The organism is Methylophilus sp. DMC18 (genome assembly GCF_056314005.1).
On sequence record NZ_JBQUZE010000001.1, the window covers coordinates 122,027 to 141,088 of the forward strand.

Sequence of the window (19,062 nt, forward strand, 5' to 3'; positions counted from 1 at the left end):
TGCGTACCGGGTAGGGTACTCCGATGCCAGGCCCGGTAGCAATGTAGTCCTCTGTCTCTTCCCCCACTTTACAATGATCGATTGTTGAGTGTTTAAGCCTCCCACTAAGGAGGCTTTTCTTTGAGGATGAAGTGGTTGATATGTACATACCGATTTCACACAGTGCGATAGCATGGGTTGAATGCCCACACTGTAATTTAGAATGTAAAACTCATGTGTGTTAGCAACAAGTTTGTTTAACTAAAGATTACGATTATTGCGATTGTTAATCTTTGGATTATTGTTTTTTCTTGAAAGATATTTTTTGATACATGCCCCAGCAAGAACAATAGAAACAAATTTCATTGTCGCATCAATCCAGATTTCCACATGTCGTGGACTGAGCGGGGTAGCGCGTACCCACTGTAGATCTTTCTTTAAGGGCCTATCGCTTCTATGAACTATTTGGTGCCTTCGGTGAAGCATAGCTTCAATTTTTGGCATAACTTCTGTAAAGTCAGATTCCTTTAATCCTAAAGTCCTTGCAAAAATCAACAAATCTCCCCGATTGTTATATGTTAGCTTAGACGTGTACTCTGTAACGCAATCGTTAATAAGCTCTGAAATAGTTTTATCTTTATGTTTCAGTAAGTCACCGAGTAAGAACTTCTCAGCTCTACTATGTCGACCGTGCCCAATTAATGGAACATCATTTAACGTAATTGCATCAGCTGTAGGAAATGTTGCTATGGTTAAAGACCGGAGTAGCTCTTCAAGAGCTGCATGGAGGAAAACGACAGATGCACGCAAGATGTCGGTGGAGAGAATAGTTTTTGAGTTTGGGTGATCCTTTGCCACTGTATTGTAAAGTTCAACAAGCATCCTGCTTCGATGGATATTGCTAGAAAACTGATCTAGTTGGTCAAAAATAAATTGGGCTATTTCATCTTTAGAATCTGCTGGTTCGATTTCGTGGCTCATTTGGGGCATGCTCTGTGAAGTTTAAATTGCACAAATGATAGTTGTTCTGAAGCGCAAGACGGAAGTTTATACAGTTGCCCCACAGCACATTTGTTTTATAAGCAATCTTATCCTTAAATTAACAGGCTCAGTGCTAAGTTTTGTTGGAAAGAAGGGCTGTTTGTTTAACAGCATCAACAATTACTTTAAATCACGCTGTAGCCTTTTAACTCTTTCCAAACAGTCATCATAGGTTAAATCGCAATCGAGTCTTTCAATTGCTGCATAGACTGGCGCTAAAATAGATTTTCTTGTTTCACATTGATGGATAAACGCTTCCAGATTTTTTGTGAATATCATTCTGTTTTGCAAAATTGCATCATACGCATGATCAATCACCACAGCCAAATCCAACAAGTCACGCGGCGTTACTCTATCGCCCCGATGCCATAATTTTTTAGCTACGGTCTCTACAGGCGTTTCTAATAATACTTCTCGCCCTAAAACTTCATGACTCTCAAAAGGGGTTGAGGTTAGGGGGGATGATGCTACAAAGTCAATTTCACCTTCTGGCAGATAAAGCTTGAGGTATTCAGAGCCGTCGGTGTATTGCTGGGTAATTTCTTCGCCTTTTCCACCTAAGCGCGGATTGATGAACCCCAAAAATTGAGGGTCTGGCACAAAAATATCAATATCTTTAGATAAACGGTGTGCATAGTGAAACATCAACACCGTGCCACCGCCGAGGCTCCAACGTGGCAGTTCAACGTCATCCTTTGCCACTGCATCTATGAGGCTAAAAGCTTGCCTGAGCAAGCTTTGCCAAACACCAGCAGGGAACTGTAACGGGTTAGCCATTGATCGCCTGCCAAAATGGCTTGGGTGATTCTATTGCCATTGCCAATTTAGCAAGGTTTTTCCAAAGATGTTTTGGGTTAGCCTGCTGTTGCATTGCCAGCTGTTTCACTGCGCCGGTCAACAAGGCAATTGAGGCCTCTTCAATTAAATGAAACAGCTGACCTTCATAGCCCATTGGCACTTCACCTTTCAGCATGACGGCTTCCAATTCATCCTGAGTCATGGTGTTTTTGTAACTCGTGTTAACGCTGCCAAGTAACATCTGTACAAAGTTCATCGGTTTACCCGTTGAAAATAGTGGCTTGCCAACAATATCCGCCAACTCAGATAACTTCACAGCGCCAATGTCGCCCACCTTGCCGTTTTCAAGATTAACAATTGTTACTCTTGATAGATGTGCAGCTTCAGCAAGTGCCTTTTGACTAAGGCCACATGCTACGCGCTCGTGTTTAATAATTGATCCTATTGTTTGAATATTCATAGCAAAAAGTTTAAGCTTGTCCGTAAATAAAGTAAAGCATACTTTACTTTTATTTGTCAGTATTACAGATTCTGTAGGGTGCTATAGCATACGGTACGCGCTATGGTTTGTTTAAAAGATCGCTATCTTAAAGCGTTAAACGCGCGTGTTTTGAGTTCCTTCCTGATGCGTTACTCACTCCCTTTTCACATGAAATACTGCTAGTGGCTAAGTCATGTCAATGGTGATTGCAAGAGTACGAACATTTAAGCGTCTTGTACTTCATTTAATCTCGCCAACTGGCATACCAAACAATGGATATTGACTCGGATGCTCGTCACATAACATTCCTCTTTGTCGTAAACCTTACAATCGAAATTGCCCTCTAGTTATCTTTTAACTTATTGATTGTAAATAAATATATTGGATTCTCGCATCTTGGCACAGCCTGTGCTATTTCAATAGTAATACATGCGGAGATGTCACGATGCGACAAAGCAAGCCAGTCATCAACGATACCACCTTGCGTGATGGGGAGCAGACTGCCGGGGTGGCGTTTAGCCGTGAGGAAAAATTGCGAATTGCTTTGGCGCTGGCGGAGATTGGGGTGCCAGAACTGGAGGTCGGCATCCCGGCCATGGGCGAGGCGGAAATTGCCGATATACGCGCGATTGCGGCGTTGCAATTGCCGACCAGGCTAATGGTCTGGGGGCGCATGACCGAGGGCGATCTGCTGGCGTGTTTGCGGACCGGGGTGCGGCATGTGAATTTGTCGTTGCCGGTGTCTGATTTGCATATCGAGCGCAAGTTGCGGCGTGACCGGTCGTGGGTGTTGCAGCAGGTGGAACACGTGGTATCGCAGGCGCGCAAGGAGGGCTTGCAGGTGTCGGTGGGCGGGGAAGATGCTTCTCGCGCAGACCCGCAGTTTTTGCAGCAGGTGGTGGCGGTAGCAGAAGAGGCGGGCGCTTGCCGTTTTCGCTATGCCGATACCCTGGGCATTCTTGACCCGTTTACCACGTATGAGCGCATTGCAGCCTTGCGTGCGATGACGACGCTGGACATCGAAATGCATGCGCATGACGACCTCGGCCTGGCCACTGCCAATGCACTGGCGGCAATTCGTGCCGGGGCCAGCCATGTCAATACCACAGTCAACGGCTTGGGTGAGCGTGCGGGCAATACGCCGCTAGAAGAGGTGGTGACCGCCTTGTGGCGAGTCCACGGGCTGGACCTGGGACTGGATATGCATGCCTTTCCAGAAATTTCGCAGCTGGTGGCTCAGGCGTCGGGGCGGGCCGTGGCGCTCAATAAAAGCATCGTCGGTGCGGCGGTGTTTACCCATGAGTCTGGTATGCATGTCGATGGCCTGCTTAAAGACCCAGCTACCTATGAAGGCTTTGACCCGGCAGCAGTTGGGCGCGAGCGGCATTTGGTGCTGGGCAAGCATTCCGGTAGTCATAGCGTGCGCCATGTCTATGCGCAATTGGGCATCTGTTTGCAGTCAGACGACACAGACTGGTTGTTACAGCGCATCCGCCAGTTTGCCGTGATGGCCAAACGCAGTCCTGCAATGGAAGAGCTCAAGCATTTTTATCTGGAAGGTCAGTCCAGGCCGGGGAGAATGTCATGAATGCAGGCGCACCCACACTTTCATTCTTTGGTTTGCTGCGTGAAGACCTCGCGTGCGTGTTTGAACGCGATCCGGCGGCGCGTCACTGGCTGGAGGTCTTGCTGACCTATCCCGGGTTGCATGCCACCTTGCTGCATCGTATTTCGCATGGCTTGTGGCGGCGCGGCTGGCGCTTTGCAGCGCGCTGGTTGAGTTATGTCACACGCATGTTCACGCAAATTGATATCCATCCCGGTGCTTGCATAGGTCGCCGCTTTTTTATCGATCATGGCTGTGGCGTGGTCATTGGCGAAACGGCCGTGATTGGCAACGATGTCACGCTGTATCACGGCGTGACACTGGGCGGCGTGTCGTGGAACCCCGGCAAGCGGCATCCAACGTTATGTGACGGCGTCATGGTCGGCGCTGGCGCAAAAATCCTGGGGCCGGTGGTGGTGGGTGCAGAGGTGAGGGTGGGTGCCAACTCGGTGGTGATACAGGATATTCCGGCAAGAATGACCGTGGTCGGCATCCCCGGCCGCGTGGTGCTGCCTGACAATGCCCGCCGCCAGCCACAGCAAGGCATAGACCTCGACCACCATTTGATGCCAGACCCGGTAGGCAAGGCGGTCAGTGCCTTGCTTGACCGTATAGACCAACTGGAACGCACACTGGCCGTGATGCGAGAAGGCCAGCGTGCCGAGTCAGAAGCGCTTGTAGAACGCAGTGTAGCCGAAGCTCGTTCGCGCAAACGCCTGGATTCCTGATTTAACCAAGATTTTTACTGGAGAGCCTTATGAGTGCCTTGTTATCCCGTATGCAAACTTTTTCTGCTGCTGAAGAGTTTTTTGAGTTTCTTGGTGTCGCCTATGACCCGCACGTGGTACACGTCAACCGCCTGCATATCCTCAAGCGCTTTCAACAATATCTGGCGCGTGAACAGGTGGATTCATCCCAACCGGAAAGCGTGCAGCTGGCTGCTTACCAGCGCTTGCTGCAAACCGCCTATGAGGACTTCGTACACTCCAATGCCGCCACCGAAAAAGTGTTCAAGGTATTCCAGGAGGCTGACGGCAGTAAAACCTTCAATCTCAACAGTTTGCGCCAGACATTGCCCTCACAGCGTGCCTGATTTGTCGGCTTTGCGACAAATTGTATGGTAGTGATATTTATTTATAAGTCACTGAATAATATATAAAAAATATTTTTTAACGGCGTGGCATGGTTGTTGCAATAGCCTATATAACAGGGCGCAAGCGAGTGCCCCGATAGCAGAGGAAGGAAGCGTTATGCATATTGTGGTTTGTATCAAACAGGTGCCAGACAGCGCGCAAATACGGGTGCATCCGGTGACCAACACCATTATGCGGCAGGGCGTGCCGACCATTGTGAACCCGTATGATTTGTACGCGCTGGAAGAAGCGTTGCGGCTGAAAGATGAATATGGTGCCCGTGTCACCGTGCTGACTATGGGGCCACCGATGGCCGAGGCGGCTTTGCGCAAAGCGATTTCTTATGGCGCAGATGACGCCGTGTTGGTGACAGACCGTATTTTTGCCGGGTCTGACACCTTGGCCACCAGCTATGCACTGGCTGCGGCGATTCAGCAGATCAGCAAAGATATTCCGGTGGATTTGGTGTTTACCGGCAAGCAAACCATTGATGGCGATACTGCGCAAGTCGGCCCCGGCGTGGCAAAACGGCTGGATATGCAGTTACTCACCTATGTTTCAAAAATCCGTTCGCTGGATACTGACAAACAGGAAATCGTCGTCGAGCGGCGTTCCGAAGGCGGCGTGCAGGTGCTCAAAACCCAAATCCCCAGCCTGATTACCGTGCTCGAAGGCAATAACGAAATGCGTTTTGCCACCATGGCCAATATGTTCCGTGCTGCCCGTTATCCGGTCAAAATCTGGAATAAAGACGCCGCCGGGATTGAAGACCCGACCAAAACCGGCCTGAAAGGCTCGCCTACCGTGGTTTCCAAAGTGTTTGCACCGACACCACGCGCGACCAAGGCCGAGATCATTCAATGCGAAAGCAACGAGCCCAAAGACCTGAGCGTGACCTTGCTCGCCAAAATGTTTACCAAGTTTCCCAACATCGAGAAAGAGCTGCTGAAGCGGTCGGCTTGAACAGATCCAGGGAGCATGAAGTAAAGGAATCCATATGAGTGAAGAAACCAAAAAACCGGCACCGGCAGGCAAGAAGAAATTTGAGCTTGATGAGCGTCTGAAAGCGTATAAAGGCGTCTGGGTGTTTATTGAACATGAGCGCGGCGCCATACATCCCGTTTCGCTGGAATTATTGGGCGAAGGCCGCAAACTGGCCGATATGCTGGGTGTGGAATTGGCAGGCGTGGTGATGGGTCCCCCCGGAGAGACCACCCGCAGTTTTTGCCAGGAGGCCTTTTACCATGGCGCAGACCTGTGCTACCTGATTGAAGACCCGCTGCTGCAAGATTATCGTAACGAGCCTTATACCAAAGGGCTGACCGATCTGGTCAACAAATACCAGCCTGAAATCTTGTTCCTTGGTGCAACCACATTGGGCCGCGATTTGGCAGGCAGTGTCGCCACCACGCTCAAAACCGGCCTCACTGCTGACTGTACCGAGCTCAATATAGACCTCGACGTGCGCAGCCTGCTGGCGAGTCGCCCAACCTTTGGCGGCTCCTTGCTGTGTACCATTCAGACCCTGAATTACCGTCCGCAAATGGCCACTGTGCGGCCACGTGTGATGGCGATGCCAGAGCGCGACGCGACGCGCAATGGCCGCATCATTGAAGATACCTTGAGCATGATAGAAGACAGCATCATTACCAAAGTGCTGGAATTTATCCCGGACGAGATGCAAGACAAACCGCAACTGCCATTTGCCGACATTATCGTCGCCGGTGGTCGCGGCATGAAAAAGCCGGAGAACTTCAAATTGATCTGGGAACTGGCGCAAGTGCTGGGCGCAGAAGTCGGCGCCACTCGCCCCGTGGTGCAAGCGGGCTGGGTCGAGCTAGACCGTCAGGTCGGGCAATCTGGCAAAACCGTGCGCCCCAAACTCTATATCGCGGTGGGCATTTCCGGCGCCATCCAGCACAGGGTCGGCATGGATGCCTCGGATGTGATTATCGCCATCAACAACGACCCCAATGCGCCGATTTTTGACTTTGCTCACTATGGCATTGTCGGCAATGCCATGACCATATTACCGGCGCTGACCGAGGCATTTAAGGCACACCTGGCAACCGCAAGAAAGGCAGGCTAAGCATGAGTGAAAAATTTGATGTGATCATTGTGGGCGCGGGCCCATCTGGCAATGCCGCCGCCTTGCGTCTGGCACAGGCCGGACTCAGCGTATTGCAATTGGAACGTGGTGAAAGCTCAGGCTCGAAAAACGTACAAGGTGCGATTTTGTATTCGGATGCATTGGAAAAACTGATTCCTGACTTCAGGGACGATGCGCCACTGGAGCGGCATATCATCGAACAGCGCATGTGGGTGCTGGATGACGACTCCTACATGGGTTCGCACTACCGCTCGGACAGCTTTAACAAGCCGCCCTATAACCGCTACACCATGATACGTTCGCAGTTTGACAAGTGGTTTTCCGAGCGCGTGCAAAAGGCCGGGGCGCTGGTCATATGCGAAACCACGGTGACCGAACTGCTGCTGGATGGCCAGCGTGTCATCGGTGTACGCACGGACCGTCAGGGCGGTGAGATTTATGCCGATGCGGTGATACTGGCCGATGGGGTCAACTCCTACCTGGCGAAAAAAGCCGGCTTTCACCCCGAGCTGCATCCCAAGGATGTGGCGCTGGCGGTCAAGGAAATCCACTTTATGCCAACCGAGCTGATTGAGCAACGCTTTAACGTCAAGGGCGAAGAGGGCGTGGTCATCGAGATGGCGGGCAAAATCACCAAGGGCATGATGGGGACGGGTTTTCTCTATACCAACCGCGAGTCGGTGACCATCGGCGTCGGTTGTATGCTGTCCGACTTCAAAGCCCAGCAAACCACCCCTTATGCCTTGCTGGAGCAAATGAAAGCGCATCCGGCCATCCAGCCGCTGATTGAAGGCGGCGAGATGAAAGAATATACCGCGCACCTGATTCCAGAAGGCGGCTACAACGCCATGCCGGATTTGTTTGGCGATGGCTGGCTCATCGTTGGCGACGCTGGCATGTTTGTTAACGCCGTGCACCGCGAAGGTTCCAATCTGGCCATGACCACCGGCATGGTGGCGGCGGATACCTTGATTGCCTTGCGTGCCGAGGGCCTGCCCTTCAGCAAGGCCAACCTCAAGCGCTACGAGGCCACGCTCAACGACAGCTTTGTCATGAAAGACCTGAAAAAATACAAGGACATGCCGGCAATCTTCCACAAAAATCCGCAGTTTTTTAATGACTATCCCGAGTTGTTGTCCAAAGCCGCCCACACCATGCTGACTGTGGATGGGGTGGATAAAAAATCTAAAGAAAAGCAGATACGCCACAGCTTCCGTCAACGCCGCTCACTGATGGGCCTGATGGGAGATGCGTTCAAGTTATGGAGGGCTTTTGAATGAGTATTGTCGTCAAGGTTGAAGAGAAACTGTTCCAGAACCGCTACAAGGTGGACAGCGGCAAGCCGCATATCGAGATCAAGGATGCTGACGTCTGCCGCCATTGTGACAGCCATGCCTGTACCGTGTGTTGCCCCGCTGGCTGCTGGACCATGGAAGGTAACGGCAATGTCACCGTGATCAGTGATGGCTGCCTGGAATGTGGCACCTGCCGCATTATCTGTAACGAGCACCGCAATGTGGCCTGGGAATACCCGCGTGGTGGCTACGGCATCCTGTTCAAGTTCGGCTAATCCCTTTTTTGTATTGCATTGTTGGAGACATCCCCATGAGTAAACCCGCCAGACAAGTGTTTGTATGTAACCAGGCCAGACCACCGGGCCACCCGCGTGGCTCGTGCCATGGACGGGGCAGCAATGATATTTTGCAGGCGTTCTGGCAACAGGTGCAGACGCGCAATCTGTGGGAGCAGTTTTCAGTGACGTTTAGCGGCTGCCAGGGCCCCTGTGACAGTGGCCCGCATGTGCTGGTCTACCCGGAAAGCGTGATGTACGGTGGTGTGAGCAAAGACGACGTGACCGAAATCATAGACAAGCACCTGCTGGCAGGCGAAGTGGTCGAGCGCCTGAAAGTGCCGGACAGCGTGTGGTAAGCGAGGCGATAGATGCACGTTCGGCCTATGTCAGCCCCGCAATCGTCGGGGCATATTCTGAGCGCAACACGACCGAGCGGTATTGTCGCCCACGAGGATTTGCCGTCACCGATAGCCGGATATCTGGCTGCCGCCGCGGCTACCCGTGACTGGCGCGAGTCTGAATCATTGTTGCTACGAGCCCAACAGGCCTCGCCCGACTGCCTGCATGTGTATTACACACTGTACAAGCTGTATGCCGTACACAATCGTCTCAGTGATGCCGAGCGGGCCGTGCATATGGCGCTGGACACGGCAGCCAGGCTGGCGCAGATCGACAGCCACTGGCAATCACTCACCGCGCAAAGCTGCGACTGGACACAGGTCGATTCGCCGCAACATTTTTTCCTGTTTAGTCTCAAGGCGTTTGCCTATATCCGGCTGCGTCAGCAACGCCTGTCAGAGGCACGGCAAATACTGAGCAAGTTGCAGGAGATCGATCCACAAGACACGGTTGGCGCCTCAGTCATACAAGCTTATGCCGATGGAGTCCCGCTATGAGCCTGGCTAGCGCCACCATGCTTAATATTATGCTGCAATCCTGCGAGGCAGTGCTGACCCTCACCGAGGATGTCGCTCCAGAGGGTTTTTTCAGCAGCCAACTCACCCAGGCTGAAACCCTGCGCCACCTGCGTATTATTGCCGAAAATGTAGACCGCCTGCCGATGGAAAACAAAACGGCCATGTCTGAAATCGACTGGGCAGGCTGGAATGTCCTGCTGTCACAAGTCCGTTCGTCGGGCGGCTTCGAGCGCGATGCCATTTGGTTTGCCATCCGCGCCATGGTGCCAGCGACCCTGATGTGGCTGCGCGTGTTCAGGCAGCAGCAACCGGCGCTGTTCAGTATGACCGTATAAGCGAATGATGATGCTACCTGCCACCAACCTACTGCCGCAACGTGTGATTATCTGTCATTTTGATAATTACAGCACTGCACTGCTGTTCGTGCGCTGGCCCCATGGCGGGTTGTTGGCACCGGCTGCCTTGCCCGCCAGTGCCAGCGTATTAGCAGAGCCTGACCAGCCGTTGCGCCAGCCCCTCACGGCAGCACAAGGGGTAGAAATCGTCAAAACCCTGAATGTGCCTGCTGACACACTGCAATACCAGCATGATTTTACGGCCTGGGTCACCACTGATGAAGGTCCATTACGCATTCATCTTTGTCGTTACATGACACCGGATGCGCCCAAGTCCGAAATCGCCTTATTTGGCGGTGAGTTCAGGCATATGAGTGCCTTGCGTAGCGCTGACAGGCAGGAGTTATTGTTATTGCGACAGGTGTTTGACTGGTTTATGCGAGGTGAAGGGCAGTAACTGGCAGTTTTTCCGGTGTCTATGATGGCAGCTGGCACAAAAACTGCATAGTCTTGCCTATCGCTATATAATCTACTTTATAGCGTAGCAAATGTGACAAACATGACAAAGGCAGACAGAAAGATGACAACGCAGATGACGCAGACCATGCAGGTAAGTGGCTCACTGGTGCTGGGACCGGAAGGCAGTGATGGCCAGGCTGGCTTGCTGACAGACCGTCGCCTGGCACTGCTGGAGCATATCGGTAGCTGCGGCTCTATCTCGCAGGCGGCCAAACTGGCAGGACTCAGTTACAAGGGGGCCTGGGATGCGGTGGATGCCATGAACAGTTTGTTTGGCGACGCACTGGTGCAGACTACCACAGGTGGCAAGGGTGGGGGCGGGGCGCAATTGACTGAAGCCGGCATCCGTGTCGTGGATGCCAGTCGCGTGTTAAGGCGTGAGCACCAGAAATTTTTACAGGCGGCCAGTGATGGCATCGCTGATTTTGACAACATTTATACATGGATGCGGAGGCTGACAGTGAAAACCAGTGCGAGAAACCAGTTTTTTGGCAAGGTGGTGGCAATCAAGCAGGCGCAGGTCAATGTTGAAGTGACCCTGCAATTGACTGGCGGCGACCAGATACACGCTGTCATTACCCATGATGGCTTGAATGAGCTGGGCTTGCAGGTGGGCAGCGAGGCCTGGGCACTGGTTAAGGCCAGTTGGGTGATCCTCGCCAGTCCTGAAGCCGCGACTGGCCTGAGTGCACGCAACAAACTGGGCGGCGAGGTGACTCGAGTCCACCAGGGCGGTGTCAACGCCGAAGTCAGTCTGCGCAGCACCGGAGGCAATGTGATCACCGCGACCGTGACCAATGACAGTGTGGCCGAACTGCAACTGGCCGCTGGTAAAACGATGGTAGCCATCTTTAAAGCCAGCAGTGTGATTTTAGGGGTGAGCGAGTAGTTTTTTCTCTATCGCTATATATCTTGCTTTATATCGAGTCTTTGAATACATCAGGGAGCGCTTTACATGAAAAAAGTATCCATACTGGTCAGTCTGGCCTGGCTGGGGATGCCAACCAGCCAGGCGTGGGCAGATGCTGAAACCGATGCCCGCATCGCGCAATTGCAGCACATGCTGGAAGTACAACAAACACAAATGCAACAGATGGCAGATGCATTGAAGTTGCTCCAGGCACGGTTAGAAAAACCGGCGGAAACCAGAGGGGTAGCGAGCGATGACAAACAGGTCTTGCGTGATCAGCAGTGGAAGATGGACGCGATGGCCGATGAAATCAAGGCGCTACAATCTGCCCGTGGCAAATCGAGTGGCCAGCCAGTGTACGCCAACTTTAAAAATGGCCTGAGTTTTGAAGATGGTAGTGGCGCCTGGAAACTGGGCCTTAATGGCCGCGTGCAAGCCGACTACCGCAGTTTCTCTCCGGATATTGCAGCCGCAGATACCTTCAACATTCGTCGCGCCCGGCTGGGTGCTAATGTGGCGATGAAGGATTTTGCGGCAAGACTGGAAGCCGAATATAGCGGTACGGCCAATAATGGCAGTGTCGGCCTGACCTATGCGCACGTCGACTACCTGCATTTTAACGGATTCAAATTACGCGCAGGTCAGTTCAAGCCGTTTTATGGACTTGAGCGTGCCATGAATGCCAACTTTACAGATTTTCAGGAACGGGCAGGCACGGACTATCTGCTGGGTGCCACTTTTGACCGCGGCGTGATGGTGTTTGGCGAACCTGTGCCAGGGTTGTTCTATAACGCCTCATGGACCGATGGTAAAGGCGTTAACACAGCCACTGCCAATGGTGATGAAACCGATGCCAAATATGACAACAAGGATGCGCTGGTACGTGTGGTCGGCAATATTGCCCAGTTTGCCGACTGGAAAGACAGTGTCCTGCATATCGGCAGCTTTTATGCCAGGGGCCAACAGGAACCTGGCAGCGTGCCAACCCTGAATGTACTGACCGAAGGCCGCGGATACACCGTATTTTCTACCAGTGAAGGTTTTACGCGCGCAGTTGACCGTACGCGTGAGGGTTATGAACTTGGGCTGGCACACGGTCCGGTCAAGCTACAGGCAGAACATATACGCGAAAATTTTGATGGCACCGGGTTTGATCGTGACCTGACCGCATGGTATGCCAGCCTCAACTGGCTGGTGAGCGGTGAAACCTTTACCAGCACCTATAAAGATGGCATGTTTGGCCGCTTGCGTCCCAAACAGGATTTTGTCTGGGGGGGCGAGGGCTGGGGCGCGTTGCAACTTGGGGCACGTTACAGCAAGTTTGATGGCGGTGATTTTGTTAGCACTAATGCTACCGGAACTGGCAAGTTGGCAAGTGGCCGTAGCAACGCGTTTGATGCCTGGACGATAGGCGCCAACTGGGTGCTGACGCCCTATGTGCGTGTGATTGCCAACTATGTGCACACCCATTTTGATACCCCGGTGACCACCACAGCCACCGTCTCAGGTAGCAGCAAAACGTATACGCTGGATCATGAAGACGCCGTCACCATGCGTGCCCAATTCGATTTCTAACTTTTATTCAGACAAGGAGATCCCATGCGATCACTCAAACAACTGCTGATAGCCAGTGTGCTGGCAGTTTCCATGCAGGTCCAGGCTGCCGAGCCCTTTACTGTGGCCATTGCGGCCAACCTCAAATACGTGTTCGATGACCTGGCTGCCGAGTTTAAACAGGAAACCGGCATCGAGGCACAAAGCGTGCTCAACGCTTCTGGCAAAATTGCCACCCAGGTACGCCAGGGCGCGCCCTTTGATGTATTCATGTCTGCCGATATGGAGTTTCCCGAGGGCTTGTATAAAGAAGGCTTTGCCGTGACCGCGCCCAAACCCTACGCCTACGGGTTGCTGGTGCTATGGTCACAAACCGGGGCCGATTTAAGCAAGGGCGTGGCCGGACTGACGGATGCGGCTGTCGGCAAAGTGGCCATTGCCAATCCAAAGTTGGCGCCGTTTGGCAAACAGGCACTCAAGGCCATGGAGTTCTACAAGGTAAAAACCGTGCTGGAACCCAAACTGGTCTATGGCGAAAGCATTACCCAGGTCAGCCAGTACGTGGATAGCAAAGCGGTAGATGTTGGCTTCAGTGCCAAGTCGATTGTCGTTGCACCGGAGACTACAGGCAAGGGTAAATGGGTGGCTGTGTCAGAAGAGAGTTATGAGCCGATTGCGCAGGGCGTGGTCATCCTCAAGCATGGCATAGATAACAATGCGGATGCCGCCGGCAAGTTTTATGGGTTCGTGCAGTCGGAAAAGGCGCGTGCCATCTTTGCAAAAAACGGTTATAAATTGCCCTGAGGCATCACACAGGAAACATCATGTTAAGCATCGAGGATATACAGACCATTTGGCTGACCATCAAGCTGGCCAGTCTGGTCACCCTGCTATTGCTCATCATAGGCACGCCCGTCGCCTGGTGGCTGGTACGCAGCCGCGTCTGGTGGAAAGGGCTGGTGGCCTCGGTCGTGGCCTTGCCGCTGGTGCTGCCACCTTCAGTGTTGGGGTTCTACCTGTTGCTGGCGATGGGACCACAAGGCCCGCTGGGTAAGCTGACACAGGCCACTGGTCTGGGCAGTTTACCGTTTACTTTCTGGGGGCTGGTACTGGCCTCGGTGTTATATTCCCTGCCGTTTATGGTGCAACCCTTGCACACCGCGTTTGAGGCTATCGGTGAGCGGCCGCTGGAGGTAGCAGCAACCTTGCGTGCTTCGCCACTGGATACGTTTTTCAGTGTGGTGGTGCCGATGTCCTGGCCGGGATTTCTGACGGCAGCTATGCTCACCTTTGCCCACACGGTAGGCGAGTTTGGGGTGGTACTCATGATAGGCGGCAATGTGCCGGGACAAACGCGCGTCGCTTCGGTACAGATTTATGATCATGTGGAAGCCCTGGAATATAGTCAGGCGCATACACTGGCCGCGGTCATGCTGCTGTTTTCGTTTTTGGTGTTGCTGGCGCTGCATGTGTGGCGCACGCAACCGAACAGGGGTTACTGACATGGGCGAGATACAGGCACGTTTTCATCTGGCCAGGCCAAGCTTTACTCTGGATGTAGACCTCACCCTGCCCGGGCGCGGCATCACCGTCCTGTTTGGCCCTTCCGGTTCAGGCAAAACCACGCTGTTGCGCTGTATTGCCGGGCTGGAGCAACCCAGGGAGGGCTATCTGCGCTTTCAGGGCGAGCGCTGGCAGGAGGATGCGTATTGCCTACCTACACATCGCCGTCCCATCGGCTATGTGTTTCAAGAGGCAAGTCTGTTTCCGCATCTGACGGTGCTGGAAAACCTGCGTTTTGGCCTCAGGCGCAATACGCAGGCGCGGCCAGCAGATCTGGAGGCGGCCATCGCCTTGCTGGAATTGACGCCGCTACTGGGTAGAAACCCGGCACATTTGTCCGGGGGGGAGCGACAACGGGTGGCCATGGCGCGGGCCTTAGCAGTAAGGCCGCGGCTCCTATTGATGGATGAGCCGCTGGCTGCCCTGGATTATGCGCGCAAACAGGAAATCTTGCCCTATCTGGAGCGCCTGCATGACAATCTGGATATTCCATTGCTGTATGTCAGCCATGCCCATGACGAAGTAGCACGCCTGGCTGACCATATCGTTATGCTGCAAGCCGGCAGAGTGTTGGCTCAAGGACCATTGCTGGAGACGCTGGCGCAACTGGATACTCCGATCCGCCTGGGGGAAGACAGCGGCGTGGTCCTGCAGGCGCAGGTCAGCGAACTTGACCAGGAATGGCATCTGATGCGGCTGGCATTTGACGGTGGCAGCGTCTGGACCAGGCAGCGAGACCTGCCGCTGGGGCATCAGCTGCGGGTACATATTCAAGCCCGTGATGTCAGTGTGGCCATCCGGCCACAAACCGATAGCAGTATCCAGAACCAGTTGCAGGGCGTGGTCGATGCCATGGCCATAGACACGCATCCCGGTGTCATGCTGATCCGTGTCAAGGTGGGAGCTTCGGTGCTGATTGCCAGACTCACTAAACGCTCGGCGTCGACCCTGGGCATCACTGTCGGTCAGTCAGTCTGGCTACAGGTCAAATCGGTGGCACTGATGGAGTAGGCGCGTTTCGCGCCATGCACGACGCATCCGCATCTTGAATGCGCAAGAAAGGAGTCCACTCATGATAGAACAACTCTATGCCAATTTGTCTGTGGCTGAACAACAGCGAGTGATTCGCGCCGAGCGTTTTGAAAGGCACGATGAACCCTCACTGCAAGCTACCAAGATCCATGGCTACGCCGCCGACGGGGGTAAGTGTTTTTATTACCACAGTTTTGTCTTGTCGGAAGAGGGCTTTGATATCGATGAGTTTCCGCTACGCATCGATGTCTATTACGAACGGGTGATGGCCTGGCGTCTGAAAGACGGTGGCTGGTTAAAAACTACCACCATCTCTGATCAACTGGATGCTTGCCAGCCACGCTTTCATACCCGGCCAGCGGAATGGGTGGCCAGCCTCTGAGGGTAAACGCCTAGCTGGCAACTGCCAGTATCACCGCAGAGGCTTTGAATACCACGCTGGCACTGGCGCCCTGACTGAGTCCAAGTTCACGTGCGGCTTCATGGGTAATGCTCGCAAACACGGTATTGCCGCCCGGCAAATCGAGTTTGACTTCGGCACTGACCGGCCCGCTGATCACCTGTGCCACCACGCCGCGCAGCACATTACGTGCGCTCAGGGCATAGCCCTCGCTCTCTGTCATCACCATCATTGACGAGGCTTTGACCAGGGCCAGCACCGATTTGCCACTGGTCAGGCCCAGACTGTGTGCACTGCTGTGGGTGACCATGGCCACCAGCGTGTCGCCATTGCCGAGGGCAATTTCGATTTCGGTATGTACGCTGCCAGGGTGTACGGCAGTGATGTTTCCCTGGAACTGGTTACGTGCGCTGATTTTCATGACGATATTTTCCTGATCGGGTTGAGATACCATTAGTGTATGCAAGCGCGCTGTAAAACATCAACCGCAGCGTCGGGCCTGCGGCTGTCAACGCTGCTATATTACGCAGCGTGAGCCAGCTTTTCCGGCAGCGCCTGCACCAGTGGTGCCAATGCTTCATAGCCGCCATCCACGCTGTAGACTTCCTTGTAGCGGAAGTCGTCAAACATCTGCGCAAACACCTTGCTTGCATTGCCGTGATAGCAATAAATCATCACCGGGATATTGCGCGGCAGGCTGCGCAAGACCTGTTCCAGTTTGTACTCGGACAGCTGGTCGGCCCCTGGCAGATGGCCACTCTGGTAACTGTGCATATCTCGGGTATCAAACAGCGCGATTTCCGCAAAGCGTTCCGGGTTACTCAACATTTCAGCGGCTTGTGCCGCAGCAATGGTTTGCCAAGTCATAGCTTACTCCTCTGGTCCAAAACATAATTCATAATCCACACAGACACCGCAACTGGGCGATTTGCATATCAATACGTTTTCCTGCTCGCACAGCTGCCGGTAAAAAAACTTTTTCCACTTCATGTCGCTGCTGTTTTTGGCCACCAGCGCCGGGAAATAGTCGCGCATCAGTTGCGACAGTTCGGCGCGGCTGGACAGTTTGAGGTCTTGCCACAAATGGTTGGCGCCGCTGCAGCAGGTGCCTGCAATCAATCTTGCCAGTGCATAGGTGTTCACGTGTTGATCCAGCGCATGTGCCATCAATAATGCAATCAAATCCTCAAACTCGTCCCAGCCATGGCCAGATGAGGCTAGGGAACTTGCTACAACAGCACTGGGCGGGGAGAGGCTCTGTTGCATACGGGTTCCCCTCAGGCCGGGGCGTGGGTATAGCACTTTTTCGGACAAATTTTGGCGCAGGCCTCGCAGCCCACGCAGTTTTCCGGATGGGCGATGGTCATGACTTTCTTTTCATACTCATCATCCTCATCGTCGCCCAGCGTCATGGCGATGCGGTCACCGTCTTCAGTAATGCCCACCAGCTCCAGCACATCACGGCCACAGACACGAAAGCAGCGGCCACAGCCTATGCACTTTTCCTCTGCGATCTGCTCGGCAAATTGCGGCGTCCACGCCACGCCGCTGGGTAAGGTTACGCTAAATGCCATGGCAAGCTCCTAGCCACCGGCTGCCACCAATTTCTGGCGGGCAGCAGTGAGTTGTTGATAGGCCTTGAAGGTTTTCTCGGCCACTTCCGGAATTTTTTCCCAGCCGGTCGGTAAGTCTTCGGACAAGTCATGCAAGTCCATTTTGAGTTGGGTGGCCTGGGCATTGAGTTTTTTCACCTCGGCCTTGATGGTGTCTACGTCACTTGTTTCTATGTCACTCATGGCGCGCTCCTAACCGTAATTCACCACTTCGGGAAACTTTTGTATCATGTCCACCGCGGCCTGTACCAGTTTCTGGCCTTCGGCGGCCAGCTTGTCCATGGTTTCAAAACCAAAGCGGTGCACATCACGCAGATGCTTGTTCACCACCACCAGGCGGCCTGCAGTCAGCAGCATTTTGCCAAAGCCCTCGTGATGCATTTTCATCATGGGCGAGACCATGACGCCGGTTTCCCGCTCCACCGCCAGGCCCACCGCGTTATAAAACAATTCTAGCCGCCACAAGGTTTCCGGGTCGGGGTCGCCGATAATTGGCATCTCGCGGCGCTGTTCCTTGCTGATGATATAAGGCGCCAGCAAGGTCGCATTATCCTTGCCCTCCCATGCGCCATGGGTGTCTTGCGCCCGCCATTGCTTAATCAGTTCGATCACAAATGGCGAGGTCCAGGGATCACTGGCTACTGGCGCTTCGGCGACTGCTGTCATGTTTTTCTCCTATAAATAAATATTGCTTACCGCATTAACACGCAAACGCCTTCGGTTTTCTCTGAGCACTCCGTGTCCTTGGTGGCTCAAAATGAATTTAAAAGCTTTAATTAGCCACAGAGCGCACAGAGGTCACAGAGAAATTCTTAGTTTGCTGAGTGCACTTGCTGCTTTTGTGTTTTATTGGCGAATCATTGCGTTTACGAAATCATTTTTTAATCACAGCACAGGCCAAACATTTATCCGGTTCTACCTCTGTGCGCTCTGTGTCCTCTGTGGCTCAAAAAGCCTTTAAAACCTTTATTAGCCATAGAGCGCACAGAAGTCACAGAGAAATTCTTAGTTTGCTGAATGCACTTGCTGCTCTGTGTTCTCGGCGTCTCTGTGGTAAATAGCCTTTAAAACCTATACCGTTTCTTCTTCCTCATCAAAATCGACCGTTGTGGCCTGGTCTTTAAGCAGGGCTTTGCGTAACCAGGGGGGTGGGGTGCCTTTGAGCACATCCTGCAATTTGCCTAAAATTTCGTCTATCGGTTCATCGGCGGTGACTTTGACCGGGTGTATCTTGTGCGCCACCACACGGGCAGCGGCAGAGCCACCGATGGCCGCCACATACAGCAGCGCACAGTCTTTAATGACTTCCAGCTTGGGCGCCAGCTTGTCTTCGTTGCCGTCTTCTTTTAAATCGCCATCAAAGGGCACCGAGTGCAAAAAGGTCCAGCTTTCTGGCGTCAGCTCATAAATGGCCAGGTGCTTGGCCCAGCCAAAGTGGGCGTCGACCCGTTTTAAATCCTGTGTAGCAAATGCGACTTTCATATGGGTTTCCTTTACG

27 protein-coding genes are annotated in these 19,062 nt (G+C 53.2%); 17 read left to right on the plus strand and 10 right to left on the minus strand.

Annotation, left to right across the window (positions count from 1 at the left end; genetic code table 11):
* Positions 1-240: 240 nt before the first annotated feature.
* The 3 genes from ACT53G_RS00580 to ACT53G_RS00590 form a co-directional block, all read right to left on the minus strand.
* Positions 241-960, minus strand: coding sequence for a HEPN domain-containing protein (locus ACT53G_RS00580; RefSeq protein ID WP_476168409.1), 720 nt, complete (start codon positions 958-960; stop codon positions 241-243).
* Between the two features lie 180 nt (positions 961-1,140).
* Entirely contained in the window at positions 1,141-1,797 is a 657-nt protein-coding gene (locus tag ACT53G_RS00585; RefSeq protein WP_476168410.1) for a nucleotidyl transferase AbiEii/AbiGii toxin family protein, read from the minus strand.
* A complete protein-coding gene (locus tag ACT53G_RS00590) occupies positions 1,790-2,278 on the minus strand; it encodes a helix-turn-helix transcriptional regulator (RefSeq protein ID WP_476155421.1) in 489 nt (162 codons plus the stop codon). Before ACT53G_RS00590 ends, ACT53G_RS00585 begins: the two co-directional genes overlap by 8 nt.
* A gap of 466 nt (positions 2,279-2,744) precedes the next feature.
* Between ACT53G_RS00590 and nifV the strand changes: the two genes are divergently transcribed.
* The 17 genes from nifV to ACT53G_RS00675 all read left to right on the plus strand — a co-directional run bounded on the left by nifV (position 2,745) and on the right by ACT53G_RS00675 (position 15,933).
* Positions 2,745-3,887 carry a homocitrate synthase gene (gene nifV, locus ACT53G_RS00595; RefSeq protein WP_476168411.1) on the plus strand — a complete coding sequence of 381 codons (1,143 nt, stop codon included), beginning with the start codon at positions 2,745-2,747 and terminating at the stop codon, positions 3,885-3,887.
* Positions 3,884-4,633, plus strand: a complete 750-nt coding sequence (cysE, locus tag ACT53G_RS00600; protein WP_275357083.1) for a serine O-acetyltransferase — start codon at positions 3,884-3,886, stop codon at positions 4,631-4,633. Before nifV ends, cysE begins: the two co-directional genes overlap by 4 nt.
* 29 nt (positions 4,634-4,662) lie before the next feature.
* The gene (gene nifW, locus ACT53G_RS00605) at positions 4,663-4,998 is read left to right on the plus strand and encodes a nitrogenase-stabilizing/protective protein NifW (protein WP_476168412.1); all 336 of its coding nucleotides are present in this window, start codon (positions 4,663-4,665) and stop codon (positions 4,996-4,998) included.
* Between the two features lie 157 nt (positions 4,999-5,155).
* Entirely contained in the window at positions 5,156-6,001 is an 846-nt protein-coding gene (locus ACT53G_RS00610) for an electron transfer flavoprotein subunit beta/FixA family protein (RefSeq protein ID WP_476168413.1), read from the plus strand.
* A 34-nt stretch (positions 6,002-6,035) separates the two neighbouring features.
* Entirely contained in the window at positions 6,036-7,127 is a 1,092-nt protein-coding gene (locus ACT53G_RS00615; RefSeq protein ID WP_194747304.1) for an electron transfer flavoprotein subunit alpha/FixB family protein, read from the plus strand.
* Positions 7,128-7,129: 2 nt separating this feature from the next.
* On the plus strand, positions 7,130-8,428 hold the full coding sequence (locus ACT53G_RS00620) for an FAD-dependent oxidoreductase (RefSeq protein WP_338656920.1): 1,299 nt from the start codon (positions 7,130-7,132) through the stop codon (positions 8,426-8,428).
* On the plus strand, positions 8,425-8,718 hold the full coding sequence (locus tag ACT53G_RS00625) for a ferredoxin family protein (RefSeq protein ID WP_194747302.1): 294 nt from the start codon (positions 8,425-8,427) through the stop codon (positions 8,716-8,718). The genes ACT53G_RS00620 and ACT53G_RS00625 overlap by 4 nt, the downstream gene beginning before the upstream one ends.
* A 35-nt stretch (positions 8,719-8,753) precedes the next feature.
* Positions 8,754-9,077, plus strand: a complete 324-nt coding sequence (locus tag ACT53G_RS00630; RefSeq protein ID WP_476168414.1) for a (2Fe-2S) ferredoxin domain-containing protein — start codon at positions 8,754-8,756, stop codon at positions 9,075-9,077.
* A 12-nt stretch (positions 9,078-9,089) separates the two neighbouring features.
* Complete coding sequence (locus ACT53G_RS00635) at positions 9,090-9,617, plus strand: tetratricopeptide repeat protein (protein ID WP_313983484.1); 528 nt, start codon at positions 9,090-9,092, stop codon at positions 9,615-9,617.
* Entirely contained in the window at positions 9,614-9,973 is a 360-nt protein-coding gene (locus ACT53G_RS00640; RefSeq protein ID WP_194747299.1) for a ribonuclease HepT family protein, read from the plus strand. The genes ACT53G_RS00635 and ACT53G_RS00640 overlap by 4 nt, the downstream gene beginning before the upstream one ends.
* Positions 9,974-9,977: 4 nt before the next feature.
* The gene (locus ACT53G_RS00645; RefSeq protein ID WP_476168415.1) at positions 9,978-10,430 is read left to right on the plus strand and encodes a hypothetical protein; all 453 of its coding nucleotides are present in this window, start codon (positions 9,978-9,980) and stop codon (positions 10,428-10,430) included.
* Positions 10,431-10,553: 123 nt separating this feature from the next.
* Positions 10,554-11,381: a TOBE domain-containing protein gene (locus tag ACT53G_RS00650; protein WP_194747297.1), complete on the plus strand. Its 828-nt coding sequence runs from the start codon at positions 10,554-10,556 to the stop codon at positions 11,379-11,381.
* 66 nt (positions 11,382-11,447) lie between these two features.
* Positions 11,448-12,977 (plus strand): porin, encoded by a 1,530-nt coding sequence (locus ACT53G_RS00655; RefSeq protein ID WP_476168416.1) that lies wholly within the window; start codon positions 11,448-11,450, stop codon positions 12,975-12,977.
* 24 nt (positions 12,978-13,001) lie between these two features.
* Complete coding sequence (gene modA, locus ACT53G_RS00660; RefSeq protein WP_476168417.1) at positions 13,002-13,760, plus strand: molybdate ABC transporter substrate-binding protein; 759 nt, start codon at positions 13,002-13,004, stop codon at positions 13,758-13,760.
* Between the two features lie 20 nt (positions 13,761-13,780).
* Entirely contained in the window at positions 13,781-14,458 is a 678-nt protein-coding gene (gene modB / locus ACT53G_RS00665; protein ID WP_228518670.1) for a molybdate ABC transporter permease subunit, read from the plus strand.
* 1 nt (position 14,459) lies between these two features.
* Positions 14,460-15,530: a molybdenum ABC transporter ATP-binding protein gene (modC, locus tag ACT53G_RS00670; protein ID WP_476168418.1), complete on the plus strand. Its 1,071-nt coding sequence runs from the start codon at positions 14,460-14,462 to the stop codon at positions 15,528-15,530.
* 61 nt (positions 15,531-15,591) lie between these two features.
* The gene (locus tag ACT53G_RS00675; protein WP_275357071.1) at positions 15,592-15,933 is read left to right on the plus strand and encodes a hypothetical protein; all 342 of its coding nucleotides are present in this window, start codon (positions 15,592-15,594) and stop codon (positions 15,931-15,933) included.
* A 10-nt stretch (positions 15,934-15,943) separates the two neighbouring features.
* On the opposite strand, the gene ACT53G_RS00680 is transcribed toward ACT53G_RS00675, so the two are convergent.
* The 7 genes from ACT53G_RS00680 to nifX all read right to left on the minus strand — a co-directional run bounded on the left by ACT53G_RS00680 (position 15,944) and on the right by nifX (position 19,046).
* Positions 15,944-16,405 (minus strand): TOBE domain-containing protein, encoded by a 462-nt coding sequence (locus tag ACT53G_RS00680; RefSeq protein WP_379077225.1) that lies wholly within the window; start codon positions 16,403-16,405, stop codon positions 15,944-15,946.
* Positions 16,406-16,473: 68 nt separating this feature from the next.
* A complete protein-coding gene (locus tag ACT53G_RS00685) occupies positions 16,474-16,818 on the minus strand; it encodes a rhodanese-like domain-containing protein (RefSeq protein WP_194747294.1) in 345 nt (114 codons plus the stop codon).
* Positions 16,819-16,821: 3 nt separating this feature from the next.
* The gene (locus ACT53G_RS00690) at positions 16,822-17,217 is read right to left on the minus strand and encodes a nitrogen fixation protein NifQ (protein WP_194747293.1); all 396 of its coding nucleotides are present in this window, start codon (positions 17,215-17,217) and stop codon (positions 16,822-16,824) included.
* 11 nt (positions 17,218-17,228) lie between these two features.
* Complete coding sequence (gene fdxB, locus ACT53G_RS00695; protein WP_313983513.1) at positions 17,229-17,525, minus strand: ferredoxin III, nif-specific; 297 nt, start codon at positions 17,523-17,525, stop codon at positions 17,229-17,231.
* Positions 17,526-17,534: 9 nt separating this feature from the next.
* Entirely contained in the window at positions 17,535-17,747 is a 213-nt protein-coding gene (locus tag ACT53G_RS00700; protein ID WP_313983516.1) for a CCE_0567 family metalloprotein, read from the minus strand.
* 9 nt (positions 17,748-17,756) lie between these two features.
* Positions 17,757-18,230: a NifX-associated nitrogen fixation protein gene (locus ACT53G_RS00705; RefSeq protein WP_275357067.1), complete on the minus strand. Its 474-nt coding sequence runs from the start codon at positions 18,228-18,230 to the stop codon at positions 17,757-17,759.
* Positions 18,231-18,635: 405 nt separating this feature from the next.
* The gene (gene nifX, locus ACT53G_RS00710) at positions 18,636-19,046 is read right to left on the minus strand and encodes a nitrogen fixation protein NifX (protein WP_476168419.1); all 411 of its coding nucleotides are present in this window, start codon (positions 19,044-19,046) and stop codon (positions 18,636-18,638) included.
* Positions 19,047-19,062 lie beyond the last annotated feature (16 nt).